Source organism: Vibrio gallaecicus, assembly GCF_024347495.1.
Taxonomy (GTDB): Bacteria; Pseudomonadota; Gammaproteobacteria; order Enterobacterales; family Vibrionaceae; genus Vibrio; species Vibrio gallaecicus.
Genome location: NZ_AP025490.1, coordinates 115,254 through 137,144 on the forward strand (window position 1 = coordinate 115,254; position 21,891 = coordinate 137,144).

Consider the following 21,891-nt stretch of genomic DNA (forward strand, 5'->3'; position numbering starts at 1 on the left):
TACTTTTTTGTGAATTTGTGTAAAATAACCGTGCTCGGCATAAGGTCGCCTATTGTACCATGAGTGGCAACATAGAGTGGTACTGGAAGCTTGATAATTATAATGGAATGTCATGAAGAAATTAGCGCTAATTTTGAGTCTTTTAGCCAGCTGCTCAGTATGGGCGGAAGGCAGTATTGAAGCTGGTAAAGCTAAATCACAAACATGTGTTGCCTGCCACGGTGCTGACGGCAACAGCCTGATCACACAGTACCCTAAACTGGCTGGTCAACATGCTAAGTATCTAGAGAAGCAGTTAAAAGAGCTTAAGCTAGGTATGACTAGTGGTGGTAAGCAAGGTCGGTATGAACCTGTAATGGGTGCAATGGCGATGCCTTTATCTGAAGAAGATATGGCAGATCTGGCGGCATATTATGCCTCTTTACCAATTTCAAACAATTCAACCCCAGAAAACGTGGTTGCGGAAGGTAAAGCTTTATATACCGCTGGTGATGCAGAGCGTGGAATTACCGCTTGTATTGCGTGTCACGGAGCGCGTGGTAACGGTACTGAACTTTCAGGTTTCCCTAAAGTTTCAGGTCAGCATGCTGATTATATCAAAGCGCAGCTAGAAAAGTTCCGCGATGGTAGCCGTAATAATGATATGAATGCGATGATGCGTGATGTTGCTAAAAAGTTAACAGATGCAGATATCGACACCCTATCTAAATATGTTGGTGGCCTACACTAATCATTCTTAACCTATAAAAATAATAAATAGGTCTGAATTACATATACGTTCGAGCACAGAATTGAGAAACGCCCCTATCGGAATACGATAGGGGCGTTTCTTTTATATGGGAAATATATAATTCACGAGTGCTTATGAAGTTGTTTTCGATAGATGGCTGTAGGGAGTGGTTGAGCGAAGTTCTATTTCCCCTCTTTGTTTGTGAGAGATCGACTATTATTTACCGCACGATCATAGGTCTTAATTTCTAAGATAATGAAAATTAGATGTTTTATAAGTTGATGGAATAACGTTCGAAAACTGTGAAGTTAAGCCATTGCAGTCTAAGCCCATGAGGGTAGAGTATCCGCCATCAGCAAGGAGCTGAACTAGATATGGATGATCGACTTGTCTGAAGGTATAGACAGAAACGGATCAGGCTAGGATAGCCCAGTAACAAGATGTTAGAAAAGGAAAGCCAAAATTCATCAGGACGATGACCAACAAACAAATTTGGCAAGGAAAGCACCAAGAACAAATGGAGATTTGTGTACCAAGTTGAGTATACAAACTTTGGCCATAATAGGCAGATTTAGAGAGCGATAGGTTTTCCTATCGCTTTTTTTATTGGTTTGATGAAAAAACACCCAATACCACTCCACTATATACGCACTTTCTGGTATGTTTCGCATCCCTGTTTAAGGATGTGCGCATGTATACTTGTCCCTTATGCCATCACGATGATGTGAATCACTACTTTGAAGACAAACGCAGAGAATTTTTGCAATGTCAGCAATGTGAGTTGGTATTTGTTAATCCTCGGCAACGATTAGCTGCAAGCGAAGAAAAAGCGCAATACGATCTCCATGAGAACGATCCGAATGATGCAGGCTATCGTCGATTTTTATCTCGTATAGCTGAGCCATTAACAGGCAAAATTTCATCCAATTCACATGGATTGGATTTTGGTTGTGGTCCCGGTCCTACATTATCTATTATGTTAGAAGAAGCCGGACACACCATGGATTTGTACGATATCTATTACCATCCCGAAACTTCGGTGTTGGAAAAAACGTACGACTTTATGACTGCCACTGAGGTAATAGAGCATCTCTATCAACCGGATAAAGTTTGGCAGCAATGGTTAAATTTAGTTAAGCCAAAAGGCTGGATTGGTCTTATGACCAAGCTAGTAATAGACGTGGATGCGTTTGCTGGTTGGCACTATAAGAATGATCCTACGCATGTAGTCTTCTTTAGTCGTCAAACATTCCAGTTTTTGGCTGAGCGGGATAAGCTCGAACTAGAATTTGTTGGAAATGATGTAATTTTACTGAGGAAACTGCAGTAATGGGTCGTAGTAAAAAATCAAGAAAGCCGGGAGCATTAGGTGCTCCAGAGCCTATGGTAACAAGAAACCGTAGTGAGTCTAACGTTGAAGGTCGTGAACGTAAGCGTATTAAAAAGCGTAAAGGCTTAAAGTCAGGTAGCCGTCATTCAGATGGTAGCGATGCACAGCAGCGTAAAGCAGCACAAAATCGTGATCCTCGTTTAGGCAGTAAGAAAAAAATTCCATTGATCGTTGAGCCGGCTAAGAAGCCGAATAAGCAAGAGCGTAAGCTTTCTAACGAGCAAGAGCTTGAAATGCTTGAGAACGATGCTCAACTAAATACTCTGCTAGATCGCATTGAAAATGGTGAAAACCTAGGTGCTGGTCTACAGAAATTTGTTGATGAGAAGCTGGATCGTATCGAACATCTAATGGGTCGCTTAGGCTTATTAGAGCCAGAAGAAGACGAAGAATCTGAAGATGAAATCTTTGAAGAAGCACCTGTAGTGGTGAAGAAAAAGAAAGCGAGTTCTGATGAGGACTTGTTATCTCAGTTTGAAGACTTCGATCTAGACAGCTTCAAAGGGTAATATCGAATGAATGTAACCTTATTAGCCATTGCTGGTGGAGTGATCATTCTCGGCTTAGGTGCTTATGCAGGTTACCTTCTACTTCAAGTAAAGAAGCAGACGGAACTGCAAAAACAGCATCAAGCGTTAGCGATTGAAAAGCGCAACGCGAACATTTACGAAAATGTAAATACACTATGTTTAGCTGGAATCCAAGGTCAGTGTGACCTATCAGAATTGAGCATTCGTATCTATTACATTATGGATAATGTTCAAGGTGATGAGCGTGTCGACTTTGACACGGAGTATCCAGCAACGTCTGAGCTGTTCCATATTGTAGAAAATATGGCTCGTGGTGAAGACAGACAAGCGCTTGAGAAGAAAGAGCGTATGGAGCAAAACTTAGCACGGCATAAAGCTGAAACCCGCTTGAATGATGCGATTATTGAAGAGTTAAAGGTGCTCCAGAAAAAGGTGCAGCCACTCAATAATCAAATCAACATCCAAATGATATAACCCCAAAGGCTTACTGAAACCGGTAAGCCTTTTTGTTTTAAAGCAAGCATGAGTGATCGTGCTAGCAGTTCTGAATATTAATTGCCAAAACTTGTTGTCGCATCAAACTGCTTTGAAAGTCATATGGCAGAATAGCCAGTCTATAATTTTAAGTATGTAAAACTGATCAGTGAGCGCCATGCGCATCTGATCTTAACCGGAAATACCATCATGTCGAGTCAGCCAGTCGTAACCAACCAGCAAATCGTTTGGGATCAAGCCATCTTAGACAAGTACAACTATTCTGGACCGCGCTACACTTCATATCCAACGGCGTTGGAATTTCATGAAGCGTTCACCGTAGCAGACTACGACATGGCGTGTACCCAATACCCTGATCGACCACTATCTTTGTATGTGCATATCCCATTTTGTCATAAACTTTGCTATTACTGCGGTTGTAATAAAGTGATCACCCGCCACTCTCACAAAGCGGATGAATACCTTGATGTGATTGAGCATGAGATTCGCCAGCGCGCTTCTCTATTACATGACCGCAATGTGACTCAGTTGCACTTTGGTGGTGGTACGCCAACATTCTTAAATAAAGTGCAAATTACTCGTCTAATGAAGATCATTCATGATGAGTTTAACTTTGTTGAAACGGCTGAAATCAGTATTGAAGTTGACCCTCGTGAAATCGAGCTAGATATGCTTGATCACCTACGCAATGAAGGGTTCAACCGTTTAAGTATTGGTGTTCAAGACTTCAACAAAGAAGTACAAAAGCTGGTTAACCGTGAGCAAGATGAAGATTTCATTATCGCTATGGTTAAGCGTGCAAAAGACCTAGGTTTCCGTTCGACGAACCTCGATTTAATCTATGGCTTACCTAAGCAGACAAAAGTCTCTTTTGCTGAAACATTAAAGCAAGTGCTAGAAATGCAGCCAGGTCGTTTATCTGTATTTAACTATGCGCACATGCCGCAATTGTTTGCTGCGCAACGTAAAATAAAAGAAGAAGATCTCCCTGTTGCTGAAGAGCGCATGGGAATTTTACAAGATACGATCGCGACTCTAACGGGCGCGGGTTATCAGTTCATCGGTATGGATCACTTTGCTTTACCTGATGATGAATTGGCAGTTGCTCAGCGAAAAGGTGTTTTGCATCGTAATTTCCAAGGCTACACCACACAAGGTGAAGCTGATTTGGTTGGCTTTGGTGTATCTGCTATCTCTATGATGGGGGATGCTTACGCGCAAAACCAAAAAGATCTGAAGAAGTACTATGCGCAAGTCAATGACCTACGCCATGCTTTATGGAAAGGGGTTGCGCTCGATGGCGATGACTTACTTCGCCGTGAAGTGATTAAACAGCTAATTTGTAATTTCAAATTGGATAAAACGAAGATTGAGTCTGAATTTGCAGTCACATTTAATCAATACTTTAAAGAGGACCTAGGTCTTCTACAGACGTTCATTAATGATGAGCTAGTTGAAGTGGATGATAAAGAGATTAGAGTGACTTTACGTGGTCGATTATTGATCCGAAATATTTGTATGTGTTTCGATAAATACTTACGTGCCAAAGCTCGTCAGCAACAGTTCTCACGAGTGATTTAACTTGTTGCGTTAAATATTCGACTCCATAAAAAATGCCAGCATTAAGCTGGCATTTTTGTTTTTAGACTTTGCTAAGCACTAAAGCACTAAAGCACTAAAGTGTTATAGCATTAAGTCATTAAGCGCGATTGGCTACTTTGTCTTTTAGTTCTTGCTTCTCAACATCAGAGATGAAAGCAAGGTCAAGACCATTGATTTGAGCTTGACGAATTTGTGCTTGGCTTAAACCAGCTTGTGGTGCTGCAACTTCGTATTCATACGGTAGCTCAATGCCTTCAACTGCTGGATCATCCGTATTTAAACAAGCCATCACACCGTGTTCAAGGAATTGCTTAACAGGGTGGTTAGCAAGAGTTTCAACCGTACTTGTTTGGAAGTTTGAAGTCAGGCAAGACTCAATACCAATACGGTTTTCAGCAAGGTAATCCATTAGTTTAGGGTCGTGAATAGCTTTCACGCCGTGACCTATACGTGTTGCACCTAGTTCTTGAATTGCTTGCCACATACTTTCTGCACCGGCAGCTTCACCTGCGTGAACGGTGACATTCATACCAGCATCACGCACTTGTTTGAAGTGAGTAACAAAGCGGTCACCAGGTTGACCTAGTTCATCGCCAGCTAAATCAACAGCTACAATTTTGTCTTTTTGAGTAAGAATCGCGTCTAACTCTTGTTGGCATGCGTCTGTTCCGAATGTACGGCTCATGATACCAATTAGGTTCGTTTTTACATCAAAGTCACGCATACCAGCTTCGACACCGTCTACAACAGCTTCAACCACACCAGCAACTGGAAGCTTGTGCTTCATTGCCATGTAGTAAGGTGAGAAGCGTAGTTCAGCATAGTCAATTTGAGCATTCAGTGCGTCTTCTACATTTTCGTAAGCAACACGACGACAAGCCTCTAAATCACCTAGTACCGCTACACCCCAATCAAGTTTAGAAAGAAATGCCACTAGTGATGGTTCTGCTTCAACAATTTGAACGTGTGGAGTGAGAGCTTCAACGTCATAAGCCGGTAACGCAACACCAAACTTCTGACCCAAATCTAAGATAGTTTGAGTACGAATGTTACCGTCTAAATGGCGGTGCAAATCAGTAAGGGGCAAATTTTTAGTTATCATTAGAAAGTATCCAGATCGAGAATGTGTGTGCGGTGGTATCAGTATAAAAATGAATAAGAGCTGTGTCAGTAACAAATGCGTTGTAAAGCAGCGAAATTCGCTGTTTTCTACTTCATGTTCACCAAATCTGTTGGCCACTCATTGAAGGGGACAGGGCGGCTGTATAGGAAGCCTTGCGCTTGAGGGCAGCCTAATTGGGATAACAGCTCCGCTTGTAATGGTGTCTCCACTCCTTCAGCTACCAGGTTCGCTTTAAAGCCTTTTGTGATATTTACAATGGCAGCAACGATAGAGCTGTCGAGATTTTCTTTTTCTAATTTACTGACAAAGCTGCGGTCTATCTTTAAGCAGTCAAAAGGAAGCTTGTGCAAGTAAGCCAAAGAAGAGTAACCGGTACCAAAATCATCAATGGCAATGGAAATACCTAATGACTTCAATGCGAGCATGTTTTCAATGATGATTGGATTATTGTCGACGATACGTGATTCCGTTATTTCTAGTGTCAGGTTTCTTGCAGGTAGTCGTGTGGACTGAAGAGTATTTTTCACATCTTGGATGAAGTTTTTCTGAATCAGTTGGTCAACAGATAGGTTCACGTGGATTGTGAAATCCAGGTCCCATTTTCCTGATTCAATCGCGCTGGCGGTATCACGGCATGCTTTGTGTAAGATTTGGTGCCCAATATCGCTAATTAAGCCGCTTTCTTCCGCTAATGGGATGAATTCCAACGGTGAAATTATGCCTTTATCGCTAATCCAACGCGCTAAAGCTTCAGCTCCAACTGTTGCTCCTGTTTCTAAATCAATAATAGGCTGATAGAAAGGTTCGAATTGTTGGCGTTCAATTGCAGTATTAATACGAGCCAGCATAGTAGTACGGTGGCGTGAAGCCTCACCCATTTCAGAGCTATAAATACTGATGCGTGTTTTATCTTGTTTGGCATTACTTAATGCAATACTGCTATTACGTAACCCGAGCGTCATGTCATTTTGTTCAGTGAATTTCACCACACCAATAGAGACATTCACTACAACATTTTCAGCCTCCATACTGAAATGAGAAGCAAAAGTTTGCACTAATCGGTGCGAAAGTAAGCTGATGTCGTCTTTCTGAGTTATTGCCGGCGCATAGATAGCAAACTCATCACCACCCGTTCGTGCGAGTAAGTACTCTTCCGATAATGTGGTTCTTAATCGAGACGCTGCAATAATTAGTAGTTGATCACCGTTATAGTGCCCCAAACTGTCATTGATATCTCTAAATCGGTCAATCCCGATTAGATAGAGGCTGCCACAACTCTTATCTTCTAGCTTATTGTAAGCGTCAATGAACCCTTCTCTACTGTATAAATTAGTCAGGGAGTCATAGGTTAACTGGGACTGAAGAGCATTAAATGACGCTTTCAAATTGTTTGCCATTTCTGTAAAAGCGTACACTAGCATACTGGTTTCATAGATATGCCCTGGCTGCGGCATATTGCTTTCCCAATCACCTTTAGCAAGGTGCTTAGCTGCTGCGGCTGTTGAAGTGATTGGTCGTGTTATGTGATTGAAAGTGACTAATCCAAGTGCGATGCCAATTAAGCTAACAATTAACCCAATTATCCAGCTATTACGTTGGTTTTCCGGTAAATCGCCGAGTAGGTCTGATTCAGGAATAGACATGCCAATGAACCAAGTGATTCCATATTCGTCTTCATAAGGCGTTATTTGGTTGAAGTAGCGCTCACCATTGAGCTTGAAGCTAAAGCGCTGTGCGTTTTTGTTTGCTGTTAGATTAAGCTGTTCAACATAGCTTGCACTTTCACTGATGATTGGGTTGGAACTTTCAGTGGCTAGTAATCGAACCCCTTTTTCCGTTTTGTCCGTACCCCAAGAAAGCACACTGCCACCGCTTGAGTGAGCGACTAGGCGCTGTTCTTTATCAATAATGTATACGGAAGTATCAGTTTTATCTTTGATGCTTTTTAGGAAGTAGTTAAAAGTATCGATCTTAATATCTGCGACAAATACGCCGATAAAGGATTGATTATCGAAGATAGGGGAAAGTGCAGATAAGGTGATCTCTTGTCTTTCATCAGCATTGGCGTAAATGGATGACCAAAGTGGTTTCTTGGATGCCGCAACCGGAGCATACCAAGGGCGAATTCTCGGGTCATAACCGGATATAACAGAGCGAATGTCGCTGCTAAGCTGACTTCCTCTATAAATAACGAGCTTATCTTCTGTACGGTCATCTTGAATCATTAGGGTATACCCATTATTAGATTCCTTTCGAAAACCTACATAATTGGTATCCTCAGAACCAAAACCTAATACGTCAAGTTGTGGTATTGAACTGTACAAGTTTGAAAAGCTTTCAAACATGTAGTGTTGAATATCTTCGGTTTCACCGGGCTTATATAAGCCGTGATAGCCAATGGTATGGCTTAGTGCCAGTGCTGCGTTAAAGGGTTCTTGGAGAAAAACCGTTAAGCTTTTGTTTACGTTTTCAGTTAATGACGTGAGCTGCCTAGCGCTAATGTCAGTCACCATTTCTTCATAGTTTTGCTTTTGAGCGAACACAATTACACCAATAGTGAAGAGAAAAATCATCACGAAAGGCAGAACAACGGCAGTTCTTAATGTAATTTGTGCTTTTATGGACATGTTTGGCTATAACTATGTATGTTGTACTGTAATTGTACCCACTCAAAGTCTCCCTAGCGAACTATTTTTGATTAAAATTTAGCTACTTCGCTAGGGGTGGTCGAACTAATAAAGCTCTTTTAATTTTCGAGTTAAGGTGTTTCTGCCCCAGCCTAAAACTTTCGCTGCGTCTTGCTTGTGACCATTTGTATGATCTAGGGCTGCTTCTAAAAGTATACGTTCAAATTCAGGAAGCGCATAAGAAAGTATTTCTTTTTCTCCTGAAGCAAGCGCACACTTTGCCCAATCACCTAATTTTTCTTGCCAGTTTTCAGTGCCTTGACTGGAAATGTTTTTTTTCTCTTCGAGTAATTCTGTTGGAAGGTCGGAAGGTAAAATCTCACTACCGCTTGCCATTACAGTTAACCAACGACATATATTTTCAAGTTGACGCACATTTCCGGGCCAAGTTAGTTTGTTTAACGTTGCAACTGTATCTTTATGCAACGTTTTCACTTCGACGGCTAGCTCTTCAGCCGCAAGCACAAGAAAATGTTGAGTCAACTTCTCAATGTCTTGTTTACGTTCCCTCAGTGCGGGAATATGGATTCGAATGACATTCAGTCGGTGGAATAAATCTTCTCGGAAGTCACCTTCATTCACTAATCGCTCAAGATCTTGGTGGGTAGCTGCCACGATACGTACATCTACTTTTATGGCTGAGTGACCCCCTACTCGATAGAACTGGCCATCAGATAGGACCCTTAATAGCCTTGTTTGGATATCGAGAGGCATATCTCCTATCTCATCAAGAAAAAGCGTGCCGCCGTTTGCTTGCTCAAACCGGCCTTGGCGAACGCTATTTGCGCCTGTAAAAGCGCCTTTTTCATGACCAAATAGCTCGGATTCGATTAAGTCTTTAGGGATGGCAGCCATATTAAGTGCAATAAATGGCTTCTTGGCTCTAGGGCTATGCCTATGTAAAGCATGAGCAACCAATTCTTTACCTGTACCTGATTCACCATTAATTAGAACAGAGATAGAGGATCGTGATAAACGACCAATAGCACGAAACACCTCTTGCATCGCAGGTGCTTCACCAATAATTTCAGGTGGATTGCTGTCGGTGATCTCATTCGCTTGGTCGCGTTTTTGCTCATGACTGTGTGCGATTGCACGCTCAACAAGTGTTAAGGTTTCGTCAATATCAAAAGGCTTAGGTAAATATTCGAATGCCCCTTTTTGGTAAGCATTCACTGCAGCGTCGAGATCGGAGTGCGCAGTCATGATAATGACTGGGAGGTCTGGGGATTTTTGATGAACTTGGTTAAGTAACTCAATACCATCCATTCCTGGCATGCGAATGTCGGACACGAGTACATCTGGTGCTTCACGCTCAAGTGCTAGCAACACACTTTCTGCATCAGCAAATGTTTCGCATTTTATATTGGCGGATGACAGTGTTTTTTCTACAACCCAACGAATTGAACTGTCGTCATCAACCACCCAAACATACCCTTTACTCATAATGTGATTCCTTTGCGGCAACTGCTTAATGTGCGAATTTATATTTTTTATGCGTTGTTGTTTTTATATCTTCAATTTTACTTGCCCGTGAACTTGTCGTTTCGCGAGCTTATGAAGCTCATATTGGGAAATAGATAGTAAAAGTTGTATTACCCGGCCAGCTCTCTACGTCGATTTTTCCTTGGTGTTGATCGATTAAGTTTTGAGATATGGATAACCCTAATCCCGTACCACCTTCTCTGCCACTGACCATCGGGTAGAACAAGGTGTCTTGCAGCTCTGATGGAATTCCTGGGCCGTTATCATTGATTTCGACACGTGCCGCGAGCTTGTAACGTTTCCCATGAATATTGGCTTGATGCACCGTTCTGGTGCGAATGGTGATTCTAGCCCGTTCTTGCTTGGACAAAATTTGTGCGGCATTGCTAACAATATTTAGCATGGCTTGCTCTACTTGAGCTGGATCCATCAGAAAAGTGGGTAAGCTCGGGTCGTAATCTCGTTCAATTGTGAGGGCTGGTCCCGCCTCAAGCTCAACTAACTGACGAACTTTTTCTAGTATTTGGTGAAGATTTTCTTCTGATTTTTTACCTGGTTTTTGTGGACCAAGTAGCCGGTCAACGAGCATTCTCAGGCGGTCAGCTTGTTCGATAATGATTTGCGTATATTCATTTAAGGATGGTTCTGGCAGCATTTTTCCAAGTAACTGAGCCGCACCTCTTAACCCACCTAAAGGGTTCTTTATTTCATGTGCTAATCCCCGAACTAATAATTTAGCGGCTTGCTGCTGCGCATGTTGGTTCAGTTCTTGGCTTAAACGTCTTTGCTGATCAATCTTACGCATCTCGACTAGCAGCAGTGTCTCACGGTTCCAAGATATTGGGCTTACTGTCACTTCCAACATAAGAGGGCGACCATCGACAACGAATGTAACGTCACTATCAGTAATACTTTGACCGCTTTGTAGGGGTTGAGTGAGCAAGGCTAAATCCAATGAAGCATGCTGAATAAGCTGGGTGAGAGGATGATCAACAATACGTTTAGCACTTTGAGAAAAAAGCTGCTCAGCTGCAGGATTAGCATGACGAATGAACAGTTGCTCATCGAGTAATAAAATGGCCGTGACCATATTATCGAGAATGGCGTTAGAAAGCTGATGGGTATCTATGCTGTCGCTTTGAATTGAACGGTTCACTGTCGCATCCTTGAACTGGCTTTATCCTTGCACCAAGTTGGTGCGTGGTAAATTCAAGTATGGCGCATATCAATCAGAAGCTAAAGATAATTCATAATAGAGGCTGATTATTGAGGAAAAGAAGGGAATATGTACTTGTTTATTCCCTTTTTAAACCGATTGACCTACTTGATTGTCGCTCTGTGTAAAAACACAGTGACAGGACTAGTAGATGCAATAAGCTTGCCGCTTCTATGTGCTTGAATTGATAAGGTATGAGTGCCTCGATCAATATTTTTTAATTGCCATATTGCTTGGGTCTGTGGAGCGCCATATCGACGACCATCGAGTATTAGTTGCAATTGTTCACCTATCCCCAACTTACGGTTTAACTCTATCTGTATCGTAAGGTTTCCACGGTTACTACGAATGGTTTCATCATGCTGAGGAGAAAGCATAGTGAGCATGAGTTCTAGATCTTTTTTTGGTTTATCTTTCTTTTTAGGCGGCTTTTTCTGTGCGTCCATTTTAGGGGGATCGACGGGAGTGGATGACTCAAATTTTGGGGCAGGGGCTGATGCTTCTAATTGAGGTAGAGTAATTTGCTTAGCGCTTTGTATTGGTGAATCACTGAAATGAAGCACACCGTTTTCATCTTCCCATGTATACACAGTTTGTGCATGAGCTAAGGTCGTAACATGTATTGTAGGAATAGCGAAGGCTAGTCCAAGTAATATTAGGATCTGTTTCATTCTTCTCTACCTTCTGGATTCAGCACTTAGTAAGGTTGTTTACGTATTGGATTTGTATTGTTTTTATTTTTGTGTTGGCAGCTTAATCTTTTGCCGATAATGAGCTGTTGCCGACAATATATTACGAGAAGAATCAGGATTTTAAGTATAAAAAAGGCCCGCCTGCGAGGCGAGCCTAATAAATTGTAACTACGTTACATTTTGCATTACCTGACTAAATCGAGGCTATGCAATACCGACAATCAAATTAAACTGAGTAGTACAGTTCAAATTCAAGTGGGTGTGTAGCCATGTTCACACGTTGTACGTCGTCTGATTTCAGAGTGATGTAAGAATCAATGAAATCGTCAGAGAATACGCCGCCAGCTGTTAGGAACTCACGGTCTTCGTTAAGAGCTGCTAGAGCTTCTTGTAGAGATTCAGCTACTGTTGGGATTTCAGCTGCTTCTTCTGCTGGAAGGTCGTATAGATCTTTATCCATAGCTTCGCCTGGGTGAATCTTGTTCTTAATGCCGTCAAGACCAGCCATTAGCATTGCAGAGTATGCAAGGTAAGGGTTAGCTGCAGGGTCACCAAAACGTAGCTCGATACGACGTGCTTTCGGAGTTGGTACTACTGGAATACGGATAGAAGCAGAACGGTTACGTGCTGAGTAAGCAAGCATTACCGGAGCTTCGAAACCAGGAACAAGACGCTTGTATGAGTTTGTTGCTGGGTTAGCAAATGCGTTGATTGCGCGGGCGTGCTTGATGATACCGCCGATGTAGAACAGTGCCATTTCAGATAGGCCGCCGTATTTATCACCAGCAAACAGGTTAACGCCATCTTTATTTAAAGACATGTGAACGTGCATACCTGAACCATTGTCACCAACTAGTGGTTTAGGCATGAATGTCGCTGTTTTACCAAATGCGTGAGCAACGTTGTGTACAACGTACTTGTAGATTTGAGTCTCATCAGCTTTTGTTGTTAGCGTGTTGAAGCGAGTTGCGATTTCGTTTTGACCCGCAGTTGCTACTTCGTGGTGGTGAGCTTCAACAACTAGACCCATCTCTTCCATTACTAGACACATTGCAGAACGGATGTCTTGAGAAGAATCTACAGGAGCTACTGGGAAGTAACCGCCTTTAACGCCAGGACGGTGACCTTTGTTACCGCCTTCGATGTCAGAACCTGTGTTCCAAGCTGCTTCTACGTCATCAATTTTGAAGAAAGAACCAGACATGTCATTTGAGAATTTAACATCATCAAATAGGAAGAATTCTGGCTCAGGACCAACTAGAACTGTATCTGCAATACCAGTTGAGCGTAGGTATTCTTCAGAACGTTTAGCGATTGAGCGTGGGTCACGGTCGTAGCCTTGCATTGTTGCAGGCTCAAGAATGTCACAACGAACATTTAGCGTTGCGTCTTCTGTGAACGGGTCAAGAACGGCAGATGATGCGTCAGGCATCATTACCATGTCAGATTCGTTGATACCTTTCCAGCCAGCTACAGAAGAGCCGTCAAACATTTTGCCTTCTTCAAAGAAGTCTGCGTCTAGTTGGTGAGAAGGGATAGAAATATGCTGCTCTTTACCTTTTGTATCGGTAAAACGTAAGTCGATAAATTTAACTTCGTTTTCTTGGATCAGCGATAGTACATTTTCTACTGACATCTTGGATAACCTCCAGTGTTATTAAATCGGTATTAGCTAGATTCGGATGAAACCAGCATTGATTAATGTCTGTCATTTGCATTAATCGATGCTGAATTCATTAAAGCCAAAATCATGCCAAAAAAATTATTCCATTAATTTCAATGTGTTACTTGATTTGGTACGTGTGATTGCACTTTCTGTGCACCAAAATGATCTGCGCTTGCACCAAGTTGGTGCTAATTGGTTGTTTTGCACCAATGTGAACCACAAACCCGATACCATTCAGCAATGAATTGCACTTATTGTCAATCCACTTTTTTCATTTCACGAGGCATTCATTTTTTAATGGTGTGATTTAGAGAATAATGTTCAAAATTATTAGAGGTTAAAACCAGTAAATGGTTGAACTTAAAACAAGGCGAATCAAAAAAATAAAAAAACGTTTGTATCAGATCACATATTTCTGGGGTTTTGTCTAAAATCTGGTATATTATTGACCGTTTTTTAAATCAAGCTAGTGGCATTTCCTCTATTTTCAGAGGTTATATGCGGCTACTTTTATGAGTGAATCGAGAATCCATGTCTACTCCACAGATTGATAAGTTAAGAAATATCGCGATCATCGCGCACGTTGACCACGGTAAAACGACTTTGGTTGATAAACTGCTACAACAGTCAGGCACTCTTGAGTCTCGTGGTGAAGCTGAAGAGCGTGTCATGGATTCGAATGACATCGAAAAAGAGCGTGGCATTACAATCCTTGCTAAGAACACAGCAATTAACTGGAATGATTACCGTATCAACATCGTAGATACTCCGGGACACGCGGACTTCGGTGGTGAAGTTGAACGTATCATGTCTATGGTTGACTCTGTTCTGCTTATCGTTGACGCAGTTGATGGCCCAATGCCTCAAACTCGTTTCGTAACGCAAAAAGCATTCGCACACGGTCTTAAGCCAATCGTTGTAATCAACAAGATTGACCGCCCAGGCGCTCGTCCTGATTGGGTTATGGATCAAATCTTTGACCTGTTTGATAACCTAGGTGCTACAGATGAGCAACTAGACTTCACTACTGTGTACGCATCAGCTCTTAATGGCTGGGCAACAATGGAAGAAGGTGTTACTGGCGAGAACATGGAACCACTATTCCAAGCTGTTGTTGATACAGTTGAAGCGCCTGCAGTTGACCTTGATGGGTCACTACAAATGCAAGTTTCTCAACTAGATTACAGCTCTTACGTTGGTGTTATCGGCGTATGTCGTGTAACTCGCGGTAGTGTTAAACCAAACCAGCAAGTAACGATTGTTAATGCTGAAGGTAAAAAGCGTAACGGTAAAGTAGGTACAGTTCTTGGTTACCTAGGTCTTGACCGCCACGAAGTTGAAGTAGCAAATGCTGGTGACATCATTGCAATCACAGGTCTTGGTGAGCTGAAAATTTCAGATACTATCTGTGACGTAAACAATGTTGAAGCGATGGAAGCACTGTCTGTTGATGAACCAACAGTAACAATGACATTCCAAGTAAACACTTCTCCATTCGCTGGTAAAGAAGGTAAGTTCGTTACTTCACGTAACATTCTTGAGCGTCTAGAAAAAGAACTAGTACACAACGTTGCACTGCGTGTTGAAGAAACTGATAGTCCAGACCGTTTCCGTGTATCTGGTCGTGGTGAACTTCACCTATCTATCCTGATCGAAAACATGCGCCGTGAAGGTTTCGAGCTAGCTGTATCTCGTCCAGAAGTAATCATCAAAGAAGAAGATGGTCAGAAGATGGAACCGTTCGAAACGGTTACTATCGATGTACTTGAAGAGCACCAAGGTGCAATCATGGAAAGCATCGGTCTTCGTAAGGGTGAGCTAACAGATATGGCTCCAGATGGTAAAGGCCGTGTTCGCATGGACTTCATGATGCCTTCTCGTGGTCTTATCGGCTTCCAAACTGAATTCCTTACAATGACGTCTGGTTCTGGTCTTATCTACCACTCATACGATCACTACGGTCCTTACAAGGGCGGTATCATTGGTCAGCGTAACAACGGTGTTCTAGTTTCGAACGCAACTGGTAAAGCATTGACTTACGCATTGTTCTTCCTTCAAGCTCGTGGTCGCCTATTTGCAGAGCACGCGGATGAAGTTTATGAAGGTCAAGTAATCGGTATTCATAACCGTTCAAACGACCTGACAGTAAACTGTCTGAAAGGTAAACAGCTAACGAACGTTCGTGCATCTGGTACTGATGAAGCACAAGTTCTTTCTCCACCGATCAAACACACTCTAGAGCAAGCTCTTGAGTTTATCGATGAAGATGAGCTAGTTGAAGTAACGCCACTTAACGTACGTATCCGTAAGAAGCTTCTTACTGAAAACGAACGTAAGCGTGCAGCACGTCCTGCTAAAGCTTAATTAATTTGCTAATGTAACCGTTAGGTTATTTTAGAATAAGAAACCCCGAGTAGCTTGGCTGCTCGGGGTTTTGTTTTATAGGCTTACTTCTTCTGCCTACATACTGCACTGTTTTTATAACAAACAACCATAATGGAAAACCATGCTGCCGATTATCATCACAGGTGGACCAGGCGCTGGGAAAACGACGCTGATTAATGCACTTTCAAGTGCTGGTTATACTACGTATCCAGAGGTTTCTCGTGTTCTCATTGAAGAGCAAAGTCAGCTAGGTCATGGCATTCTTCCATGGGCTAATATGAAGGCTTTTGCTGAGTTATGTTTTATTTATATGAGGCAGCAAAAGAGACAATCGGGCCACGTTGATACTGTATTTTTAGACCGTGCTATCCCAGATATTTTCGGGTATTTAAAGCAACAGAATCTGACTATTCCGGCGAGTTATATTGAAGAGTGCCAAGGTTATCATAGCCAAGTCTTTTTCTGCCGACCTGAAGTATCTGTGTATGTTCAAGATGATGTTCGTCCCTATCCATTTGATGGAGCATTAGAAATTCACCAAGCTTTAATTGAGGCGTATCAAGAGGTGGGTTTTGAAGTGGTCGATGTGCCATGGGGAAACGTAGCTGAACGAGTGAGTTTTGTTGAGCAGTATCTTAACTTACAAACAGAGAAAGTTTAGGCGTGAGATAACATAGAGTGGGGGTTATAGCTTTTGGAAAAGACAACCCTATGAAGAGTATAGAGCTGTCTTTTAAAATGTTATTTAGTTCAATATGGCTGAGCTTAATTTTATTGAGTATTGAGTCGCTCTAAAAACTTATCTGACTCGGCAATCGCGGTATTCATTTGCTTGATCGCATAAGCAATGTCTTTCTCTAAGCTCATGAACTCACCTTGTAAAGAACCTACCGCACTAGCATTAAGGTTATGTTTTAAATACAAAGTATTGTCTCTTAGTGTGTTCAGTACTGGGTCCATTTTCTTTTCAGCTCGTTTCATTGCTGAAAGCATGGTTTTGTATGAGGCTTTAGTTTCTCGTAACTTTTGCTCGCTGGAACGGCGAAGTGAACTGCTTGTGTAGAGTTCTAATTCAGCTTGCCATTCATCAAATAATGCGTCTGATACATCTTCTATCGCTGCAATTCGGTCACTGACATTTTGAGCGGCTTTTTCGCTGTTTTGGTATTTATCATTGACTTGGTTATACATGCCTTCCAGTTCACCACCATTAAACTTTGTTAATGCAGTGAGGGCTTCTAAGGCGCTGGTAAATTCCTCTTGAGCATCTTGTTGAGACTCTTTAGCGTCTTCTACCCGATCAACCATGATGTCACGCTTGTGGTAACCGACTTGCTCCATCGCTGAATAATATGCCGATTGACATCCAGTCAATGTAAAAATAGATAGCATAATGACGAGTAAATAAGGCATCCTTGATTCCTATTGGTAAATAGCGGAAGTATTACTTAGAACTATGAACGAGTTACAAAGGAGTTACAAGTTGAAGATTGCAAAGGGAATGGCACTCGTGATGATGTTTTTTCGTTATTTACTTGTGCGAATGAAACACGACAGAGTAAATGTGAATGCCGGTTATTTGGCTTATATAACCTTGCTATCAATTGTCCCTATGCTGACGGTTTTATTGTCTATTTTGTCTTCATTTTCTGTTTTCTCTGATGTCGGTATAGTGCTACAGAGCTTTATTATTAATAACTTTGTGCCAGCCGCCGGAGACGCTGTTCACGGTGCATTGTTAGATTTCGTTGCAAATACCGGCAAGATGACGGCAGTTGGTAGTGCTTTCTTGTTTGTTGCTGCATTGATGTTGATATCCAATATAGATAAAAACCTGAACTATATCTGGCGAGTGACAGACAAAAGACGTGCTGTCTTGTCATTCTCTATGTATTGGATGGTGTTGACTCTTGGTCCTATCTTGGTTGGTGCCAGTATTGCGGCAACCTCGTATATTACGTCTTTAAATGTGATACAGCATGAAGCTGTGTCTGGGATCTACCATACCTTATTACGTAAATTACCTTTTATTTTGTCATTCTGTGCATTTGTTGGGTTGTACTTACTAGTGCCGAACAAAAAAGTACATTTTTCTCATGCGGTCATTGGTTCTCTTGTTGCCGCTATTCTATTCGAACTCAGTAAAAAGGGTTTTGCTGCTTACATTACTCAGTTCCCTTCTTATCAATTGATCTATGGTGCACTCGCGGCAATTCCAATCTTATTTGTTTGGGTATATTTATGCTGGTTAATTGTTTTGGTTGGTGCCGAAGTGACGGCTGCGCTAGGGGAGCAGGAACAGTGGAGAGAGAATCAAGAAATGGTACACTCTCTTGATAATTCTACCGTTGTAGTAAAAGGGAATCCGAGTGATAGCACTGATCCAAAGAGTGAGTGAAGCCGCCGTTCGAGTAAATGGTGAGGTTGTTGGCGAAATAGACCAAGGTCTATTGGTATTATTAGGTGTTGAGCGTGATGATGATGAAGCAAAAGCTAAACGTCTAGTAGAACGTGTGACAACTTACCGCGTCTTTGAGGATGAAGCAGGTAAGATGAACCTTAATGTTCAACAAGTTAATGGTAAGGTACTCGTGGTATCACAATTTACGTTACCTGCGGATACTAAAAAAGGGACGCGTGCGGGCTTTTCTCGTGGTGCTCACCCTAGTGAAGCTGAACGTCTTTATGACTATTTTTCTGAACAATGCGAGTTAGTACTGCCCACAGAGCGCGGTCAATTTGCGGCGGATATGAAAGTGTCGCTCGTCAATGATGGACCGGTGACATTCTGGCTACAAGTTTAGGCTTAAAAAGGACAAGCATGTTTAAACTCATTACTCCGACAACTGAAAATCAACTCAACAAGTATTACCACTTTAGATGGCAAATGCTCCGAGAGCCTTGGCGTATGCCAGTTGGATCGGAACGTGATGAGTATGATCCCATGAGCCACCATCGAATGATTGTTGATGGTCGAGGCCGACCAATGGCGATTGGTCGCTTATACATAACGTCTGATTCTGAAGGCCAAATCCGCTATATGGCGGTAAAAAATTCCCGTCGCAGTAAAGGTATGGGTTCATTGATCTTGGTTGCTTTGGAGTCATTAGCGAGGCAAGAAGGCGCTAAACGCTTAGTATGTAACGCCCGTGAAGATGCCATCTCATTTTATGAGAAAAATAGCTTTGAGCGCCGAGGTGAGATTAATGACCAGCGTGGTCCTGTTCGTCACCAGCAAATGGTGAAGCATTTAGACCCAATGGCAGATGTATTGAGAAAGCCTGAATGGTGTAATGAGTTGCAGCAGCGTTGGGAACATCAAATCCCTATCAGCGATAAGATGGGAATCAAAATTAACCAATATACTGGTTATCAATTTGAATGTAGTGCTCAGCTGAACCCTAATTTGAACCCACATAATACAATGTTTGCAGGCTCTGCTTTCACTTTAGCTACATTAACTGGGTGGGGGATGACATGGTTACTCATGAAAGAGCGCAACCTCACGGGTGATATCGTTTTAGCAGACAGTAATATTCGCTATCGACATCCTGTTGAACAAAATCCAGTGGCTTCAACATCACTAGACGGTATCAGTGGTGATTTAGACCGTTTAGCTTCTGGTCGTAAAGCTCGAATTATCATTCATGTGACCATTTTTAGTGGCGACGTCGCGGCAGTCGATTTTGTGGGCACTTACATGCTTCTTCCTGACTATAAGAAGGTGCTGACGGTTCCAGAAAATACCGATGAACCCATTACTGCATAACGCTGTTTATTACCGTATTACTCTAGTTATTACTGCTTAACGCTTTCATTATGGGTTAAAGCCTAATTATGGCTCACGTGATTGACTTGCACTGAGGACATGCATCTTAACAATAAACGCTACTCTGGTTGGGTGGCGTTTAGTTGAGTGGCATTTAGTTGATCAGCGTTTTTTGATTGGCATTGGGTATCTTGTGAGAATTTAATATCGTTTGGTTTACCACTATAACGAGCACATTCGTTGCTTAACGACATGAATAATGTACTTTCTTGTACCTGTGACAAATCAAGTTTCCCTCTTATATCTCCATTCCAATCTTTCCCTGATATCTCTGCGGGAGATAGCTCCAATCGTCCCCTATCTGCGTTTATTGCTAACTCTGGAATTTCAAAATTCGCATTTTCGATTCGAGGTTGATCGGTTTGAGAATGATGTGCAGGAAAAACCAATTCTCCATTTCTAATGCTACCGGTTACCTGACCGTCGAGAGTGTGGCTAAACATCAACAGATCACCGCCTAAACCGCTGGCTTGCAGTTCAAATTCACTAAGCCCTGTGACTTCAAATGGCAGAGCTAGCAAGTTGGTGAATGGTGTGATGGGTAATCCATCAGCTGTGAGAGATAGACTCCAAGGCTGACTTGGCTTCGAAAAATCAAACGTTGAGTGTGCATCCACATATCCACGCTCAAGTGGAGCAAAGAAGCGCGTTAATTGCCATACACCTTGATTACTGTTCATTTCGAGCAAAGGATGTGAACTCACAATGCTTTGGTAACTGGCATTATTAGCACTGGCTCTAAGTTGCCCCTGCCATAGCCCCAGCTTGCGATTCTTTACTATTGTTAATTGCTGACCTTCAACATTAAAACCGGAAACTTGCCAATAGGGATGCTGGGCAAGTTGGATAAACTGACTGCGCTCTATGTTGAGCTCGTTTATGGATAAATCTTTGAGGTCACTTAACCACTCAGAGTTAATGAATGAAGGTAAAACTTGATTTTTAGCTTCCTCTTTAAACCATTTAACCCCCTGAATTGAGAGTTGATTAAGACGCATTGAATCTGGAGTGATTTCTCCGCTGAGCTGAATGCTGCCTTGCAACCATTGAGTAAATAAGTCATCCACAATGATAGTGTTTGGCATTAAACTTAGCTTCACACTCGGTTCCACCCAAATATGCTGACTTAAAGTTAAGCTATTCGCTTGAATGGAAATACTGCCTTTATTTTGTTGCCATTGTTTCAATGGAAGTTGGATATTTTCTAGTGAAATATCAAACCCAGCAAAGTGCCCACCTTGCCACTGAACATCACTGCGTAATATATCGACGCTATTGAGATGGTTGATCTTAAAAGCACTTAGGCTCCAATCTTTCGTAAGAATATTTTTGGCTTGTTGCTCATTAAGTCTTAATCCATCAATAGTGACGTTGATTAATGACCAAGCTTGGTCAAACTGCTCTGCTTGTCCTGAAACTTGCGCGTCTCGCCATAAAAAAGATACCCCGTAAGCGGTGCTGTCTTTAGGTTTGTAGTCAACATCAATTAATAAATTGTCTATGGCCTCATCTTGCCAGTAAATTTGCTCAGCACTTAGCTGCAGTTTTCCGTAGGGAAAAACTTGTTGTTCACTTTCCCAAGTGGGCTCAGTAATTTGTAGGTTGAGGCTTCGGGCGCTAAAGGTTTCACCTGGAGATACACCTTCGTGGGCAAAGTCGAGGTTATTGAATGCTAATTGATGAAGAAGAATGTTGTGCTTGTTAAGAAAAGCCGAAGTGGATAGTAGTGACGATCTAGTTTGTTGAAGGTTAAGACCGTCGATAAGTACGCTATCGAAAATCCAGCTTCTCGTTTTAAACGTATCGGAGCTTAACCACAGCGTGATTTGATCAATATATAAGGGATTCTCTTGCCCAAGTTGAACTCCTGATAGCGAGAGCTGATAAGGGGCGTTGTAAGCAATGTCTTCAATCGTAATAGGGTAAGTCGCCGTTTGTTTAAGAATCGAGTTGGCGATATCTACACGATAAGAGGTTTGCAGGCTTAATAGCAACGCGGCAACGGTTGCTATCATTATTGATAAAACAATACCAAAAGCCATCAGTGCTTTTTTCATTCCT

Annotated in this window: 18 protein-coding genes; 10 read left to right on the forward strand and 8 right to left on the reverse strand. The window is 42.0% G+C overall.

Annotated elements, in window-relative coordinates; all coding sequences use genetic code 11:
• Positions 1-112 precede the first annotated feature (112 nt).
• The 5 genes from OCU78_RS00505 (at position 113) to hemN (ending at position 4,726) form a co-directional block, all read left to right on the forward strand.
• The gene (locus tag OCU78_RS00505; RefSeq protein WP_137373935.1) at positions 113-730 is read left to right on the forward strand and encodes a c-type cytochrome; all 618 of its coding nucleotides are present in this window, start codon (positions 113-115) and stop codon (positions 728-730) included.
• A 691-nt stretch (positions 731-1,421) separates the two neighbouring features.
• Complete coding sequence (locus OCU78_RS00510) at positions 1,422-2,060, forward strand: class I SAM-dependent methyltransferase (RefSeq protein ID WP_167494045.1); 639 nt, start codon at positions 1,422-1,424, stop codon at positions 2,058-2,060.
• Positions 2,060-2,629 carry a Der GTPase-activating protein YihI gene (yihI, locus tag OCU78_RS00515; protein WP_137373936.1) on the forward strand — a complete coding sequence of 190 codons (570 nt, stop codon included), beginning with the start codon at positions 2,060-2,062 and terminating at the stop codon, positions 2,627-2,629. Before OCU78_RS00510 ends, yihI begins: the two co-directional genes overlap by 1 nt.
• Positions 2,630-2,635: 6 nt before the next feature.
• Positions 2,636-3,124, forward strand: coding sequence for a DUF2489 domain-containing protein (locus tag OCU78_RS00520; protein WP_137373937.1), 489 nt, complete (start codon positions 2,636-2,638; stop codon positions 3,122-3,124).
• A 210-nt stretch (positions 3,125-3,334) separates the two neighbouring features.
• On the forward strand, positions 3,335-4,726 hold the full coding sequence (gene hemN / locus OCU78_RS00525; RefSeq protein ID WP_137373938.1) for an oxygen-independent coproporphyrinogen III oxidase: 1,392 nt from the start codon (positions 3,335-3,337) through the stop codon (positions 4,724-4,726).
• 118 nt (positions 4,727-4,844) lie between these two features.
• On the opposite strand, the gene add is transcribed toward hemN, so the two are convergent.
• From add to glnA, 6 genes are all read right to left on the reverse strand, one after another.
• On the reverse strand, positions 4,845-5,849 hold the full coding sequence (add, locus tag OCU78_RS00530) for an adenosine deaminase (protein ID WP_137373939.1): 1,005 nt from the start codon (positions 5,847-5,849) through the stop codon (positions 4,845-4,847).
• A gap of 107 nt (positions 5,850-5,956) precedes the next feature.
• On the reverse strand, positions 5,957-8,497 hold the full coding sequence (locus tag OCU78_RS00535) for a phosphodiesterase GepA (protein WP_137373940.1): 2,541 nt from the start codon (positions 8,495-8,497) through the stop codon (positions 5,957-5,959).
• 105 nt (positions 8,498-8,602) lie between these two features.
• Positions 8,603-10,003 carry a nitrogen regulation protein NR(I) gene (gene glnG, locus OCU78_RS00540; protein WP_137373941.1) on the reverse strand — a complete coding sequence of 467 codons (1,401 nt, stop codon included), beginning with the start codon at positions 10,001-10,003 and terminating at the stop codon, positions 8,603-8,605.
• A gap of 118 nt (positions 10,004-10,121) precedes the next feature.
• Positions 10,122-11,198, reverse strand: coding sequence for a nitrogen regulation protein NR(II) (gene glnL / locus OCU78_RS00545; RefSeq protein WP_240701751.1), 1,077 nt, complete (start codon positions 11,196-11,198; stop codon positions 10,122-10,124).
• A 164-nt stretch (positions 11,199-11,362) separates the two neighbouring features.
• A complete protein-coding gene (locus OCU78_RS00550) occupies positions 11,363-11,929 on the reverse strand; it encodes a DUF4124 domain-containing protein (protein WP_137373942.1) in 567 nt (188 codons plus the stop codon).
• A gap of 247 nt (positions 11,930-12,176) precedes the next feature.
• On the reverse strand, positions 12,177-13,586 hold the full coding sequence (glnA, locus tag OCU78_RS00555) for a glutamate--ammonia ligase (RefSeq protein WP_137373943.1): 1,410 nt from the start codon (positions 13,584-13,586) through the stop codon (positions 12,177-12,179).
• A 561-nt stretch (positions 13,587-14,147) separates the two neighbouring features.
• On the opposite strand from glnA, the gene typA reads away from it, so the two are divergent.
• Together typA and OCU78_RS00565 are read left to right on the forward strand one after the other, a co-directional pair.
• Entirely contained in the window at positions 14,148-15,980 is a 1,833-nt protein-coding gene (gene typA, locus OCU78_RS00560; protein ID WP_137373944.1) for a translational GTPase TypA, read from the forward strand.
• A 142-nt stretch (positions 15,981-16,122) separates the two neighbouring features.
• Positions 16,123-16,662, forward strand: coding sequence for an AAA family ATPase (locus OCU78_RS00565; RefSeq protein WP_137373945.1), 540 nt, complete (start codon positions 16,123-16,125; stop codon positions 16,660-16,662).
• A 110-nt stretch (positions 16,663-16,772) separates the two neighbouring features.
• Here the strand turns inward: OCU78_RS00565 and OCU78_RS00570 are convergent, their stop codons facing one another.
• Positions 16,773-17,414, reverse strand: a complete 642-nt coding sequence (locus OCU78_RS00570) for a DUF2959 domain-containing protein (RefSeq protein WP_137373946.1) — start codon at positions 17,412-17,414, stop codon at positions 16,773-16,775.
• A gap of 43 nt (positions 17,415-17,457) precedes the next feature.
• On the opposite strand from OCU78_RS00570, the gene OCU78_RS00575 reads away from it, so the two are divergent.
• The 3 genes from OCU78_RS00575 to OCU78_RS00585 are packed head-to-tail and all read left to right on the forward strand — an operon-like array spanning position 17,458 to position 19,770.
• Positions 17,458-18,399, forward strand: coding sequence for a virulence factor BrkB family protein (locus tag OCU78_RS00575; RefSeq protein ID WP_137373947.1), 942 nt, complete (start codon positions 17,458-17,460; stop codon positions 18,397-18,399).
• Positions 18,371-18,805, forward strand: a complete 435-nt coding sequence (gene dtd / locus OCU78_RS00580; RefSeq protein WP_137373948.1) for a D-aminoacyl-tRNA deacylase — start codon at positions 18,371-18,373, stop codon at positions 18,803-18,805. The genes OCU78_RS00575 and dtd overlap by 29 nt, the downstream gene beginning before the upstream one ends.
• 17 nt (positions 18,806-18,822) lie before the next feature.
• A complete protein-coding gene (locus tag OCU78_RS00585) occupies positions 18,823-19,770 on the forward strand; it encodes a bifunctional GNAT family N-acetyltransferase/hotdog fold thioesterase (protein WP_137373949.1) in 948 nt (315 codons plus the stop codon).
• Positions 19,771-19,889: 119 nt separating this feature from the next.
• On the opposite strand, the gene OCU78_RS00590 is transcribed toward OCU78_RS00585, so the two are convergent.
• The gene (locus OCU78_RS00590) at positions 19,890-21,887 is read right to left on the reverse strand and encodes an AsmA family protein (protein ID WP_137373950.1); all 1,998 of its coding nucleotides are present in this window, start codon (positions 21,885-21,887) and stop codon (positions 19,890-19,892) included.
• Positions 21,888-21,891: the final 4 nt, after the last annotated feature.

Excerpts from the sequence above, each read along its gene's own strand:
- typA (WP_137373944.1), top strand. The coding sequence starts at position 14,148 with ATGTCTACTCCACAGATTGATAAGTTAAGAAATATCGCGATCATCGCG.
- OCU78_RS00510 (WP_167494045.1), top strand. The coding sequence starts at position 1,422 with ATGTATACTTGTCCCTTATGCCATCACGATGATGTGAATCACTACTTT.
- add (WP_137373939.1), bottom strand. The coding sequence starts at position 5,849 with ATGATAACTAAAAATTTGCCCCTTACTGATTTGCACCGCCATTTAGAC.
- OCU78_RS00520 (WP_137373937.1), top strand. The coding sequence starts at position 2,636 with ATGAATGTAACCTTATTAGCCATTGCTGGTGGAGTGATCATTCTCGGC.
- OCU78_RS00575 (WP_137373947.1), top strand. The coding sequence starts at position 17,458 with ATGAACGAGTTACAAAGGAGTTACAAGTTGAAGATTGCAAAGGGAATG.
- OCU78_RS00535 (WP_137373940.1), bottom strand. The coding sequence starts at position 8,497 with ATGTCCATAAAAGCACAAATTACATTAAGAACTGCCGTTGTTCTGCCT.
- glnA (WP_137373943.1), bottom strand. The coding sequence starts at position 13,586 with ATGTCAGTAGAAAATGTACTATCGCTGATCCAAGAAAACGAAGTTAAA.
- glnG (WP_137373941.1), bottom strand. The coding sequence starts at position 10,003 with ATGAGTAAAGGGTATGTTTGGGTGGTTGATGACGACAGTTCAATTCGT.
- OCU78_RS00505 (WP_137373935.1), top strand. The coding sequence starts at position 113 with ATGAAGAAATTAGCGCTAATTTTGAGTCTTTTAGCCAGCTGCTCAGTA.
- OCU78_RS00570 (WP_137373946.1), bottom strand. The coding sequence starts at position 17,414 with ATGCCTTATTTACTCGTCATTATGCTATCTATTTTTACATTGACTGGA.
- hemN (WP_137373938.1), top strand. The coding sequence starts at position 3,335 with ATGTCGAGTCAGCCAGTCGTAACCAACCAGCAAATCGTTTGGGATCAA.
- OCU78_RS00585 (WP_137373949.1), top strand. The coding sequence starts at position 18,823 with ATGTTTAAACTCATTACTCCGACAACTGAAAATCAACTCAACAAGTAT.
- yihI (WP_137373936.1), top strand. The coding sequence starts at position 2,060 with ATGGGTCGTAGTAAAAAATCAAGAAAGCCGGGAGCATTAGGTGCTCCA.
- OCU78_RS00590 (WP_137373950.1), bottom strand. The coding sequence starts at position 21,887 with ATGAAAAAAGCACTGATGGCTTTTGGTATTGTTTTATCAATAATGATA.
- OCU78_RS00550 (WP_137373942.1), bottom strand. The coding sequence starts at position 11,929 with ATGAAACAGATCCTAATATTACTTGGACTAGCCTTCGCTATTCCTACA.
- OCU78_RS00565 (WP_137373945.1), top strand. The coding sequence starts at position 16,123 with ATGCTGCCGATTATCATCACAGGTGGACCAGGCGCTGGGAAAACGACG.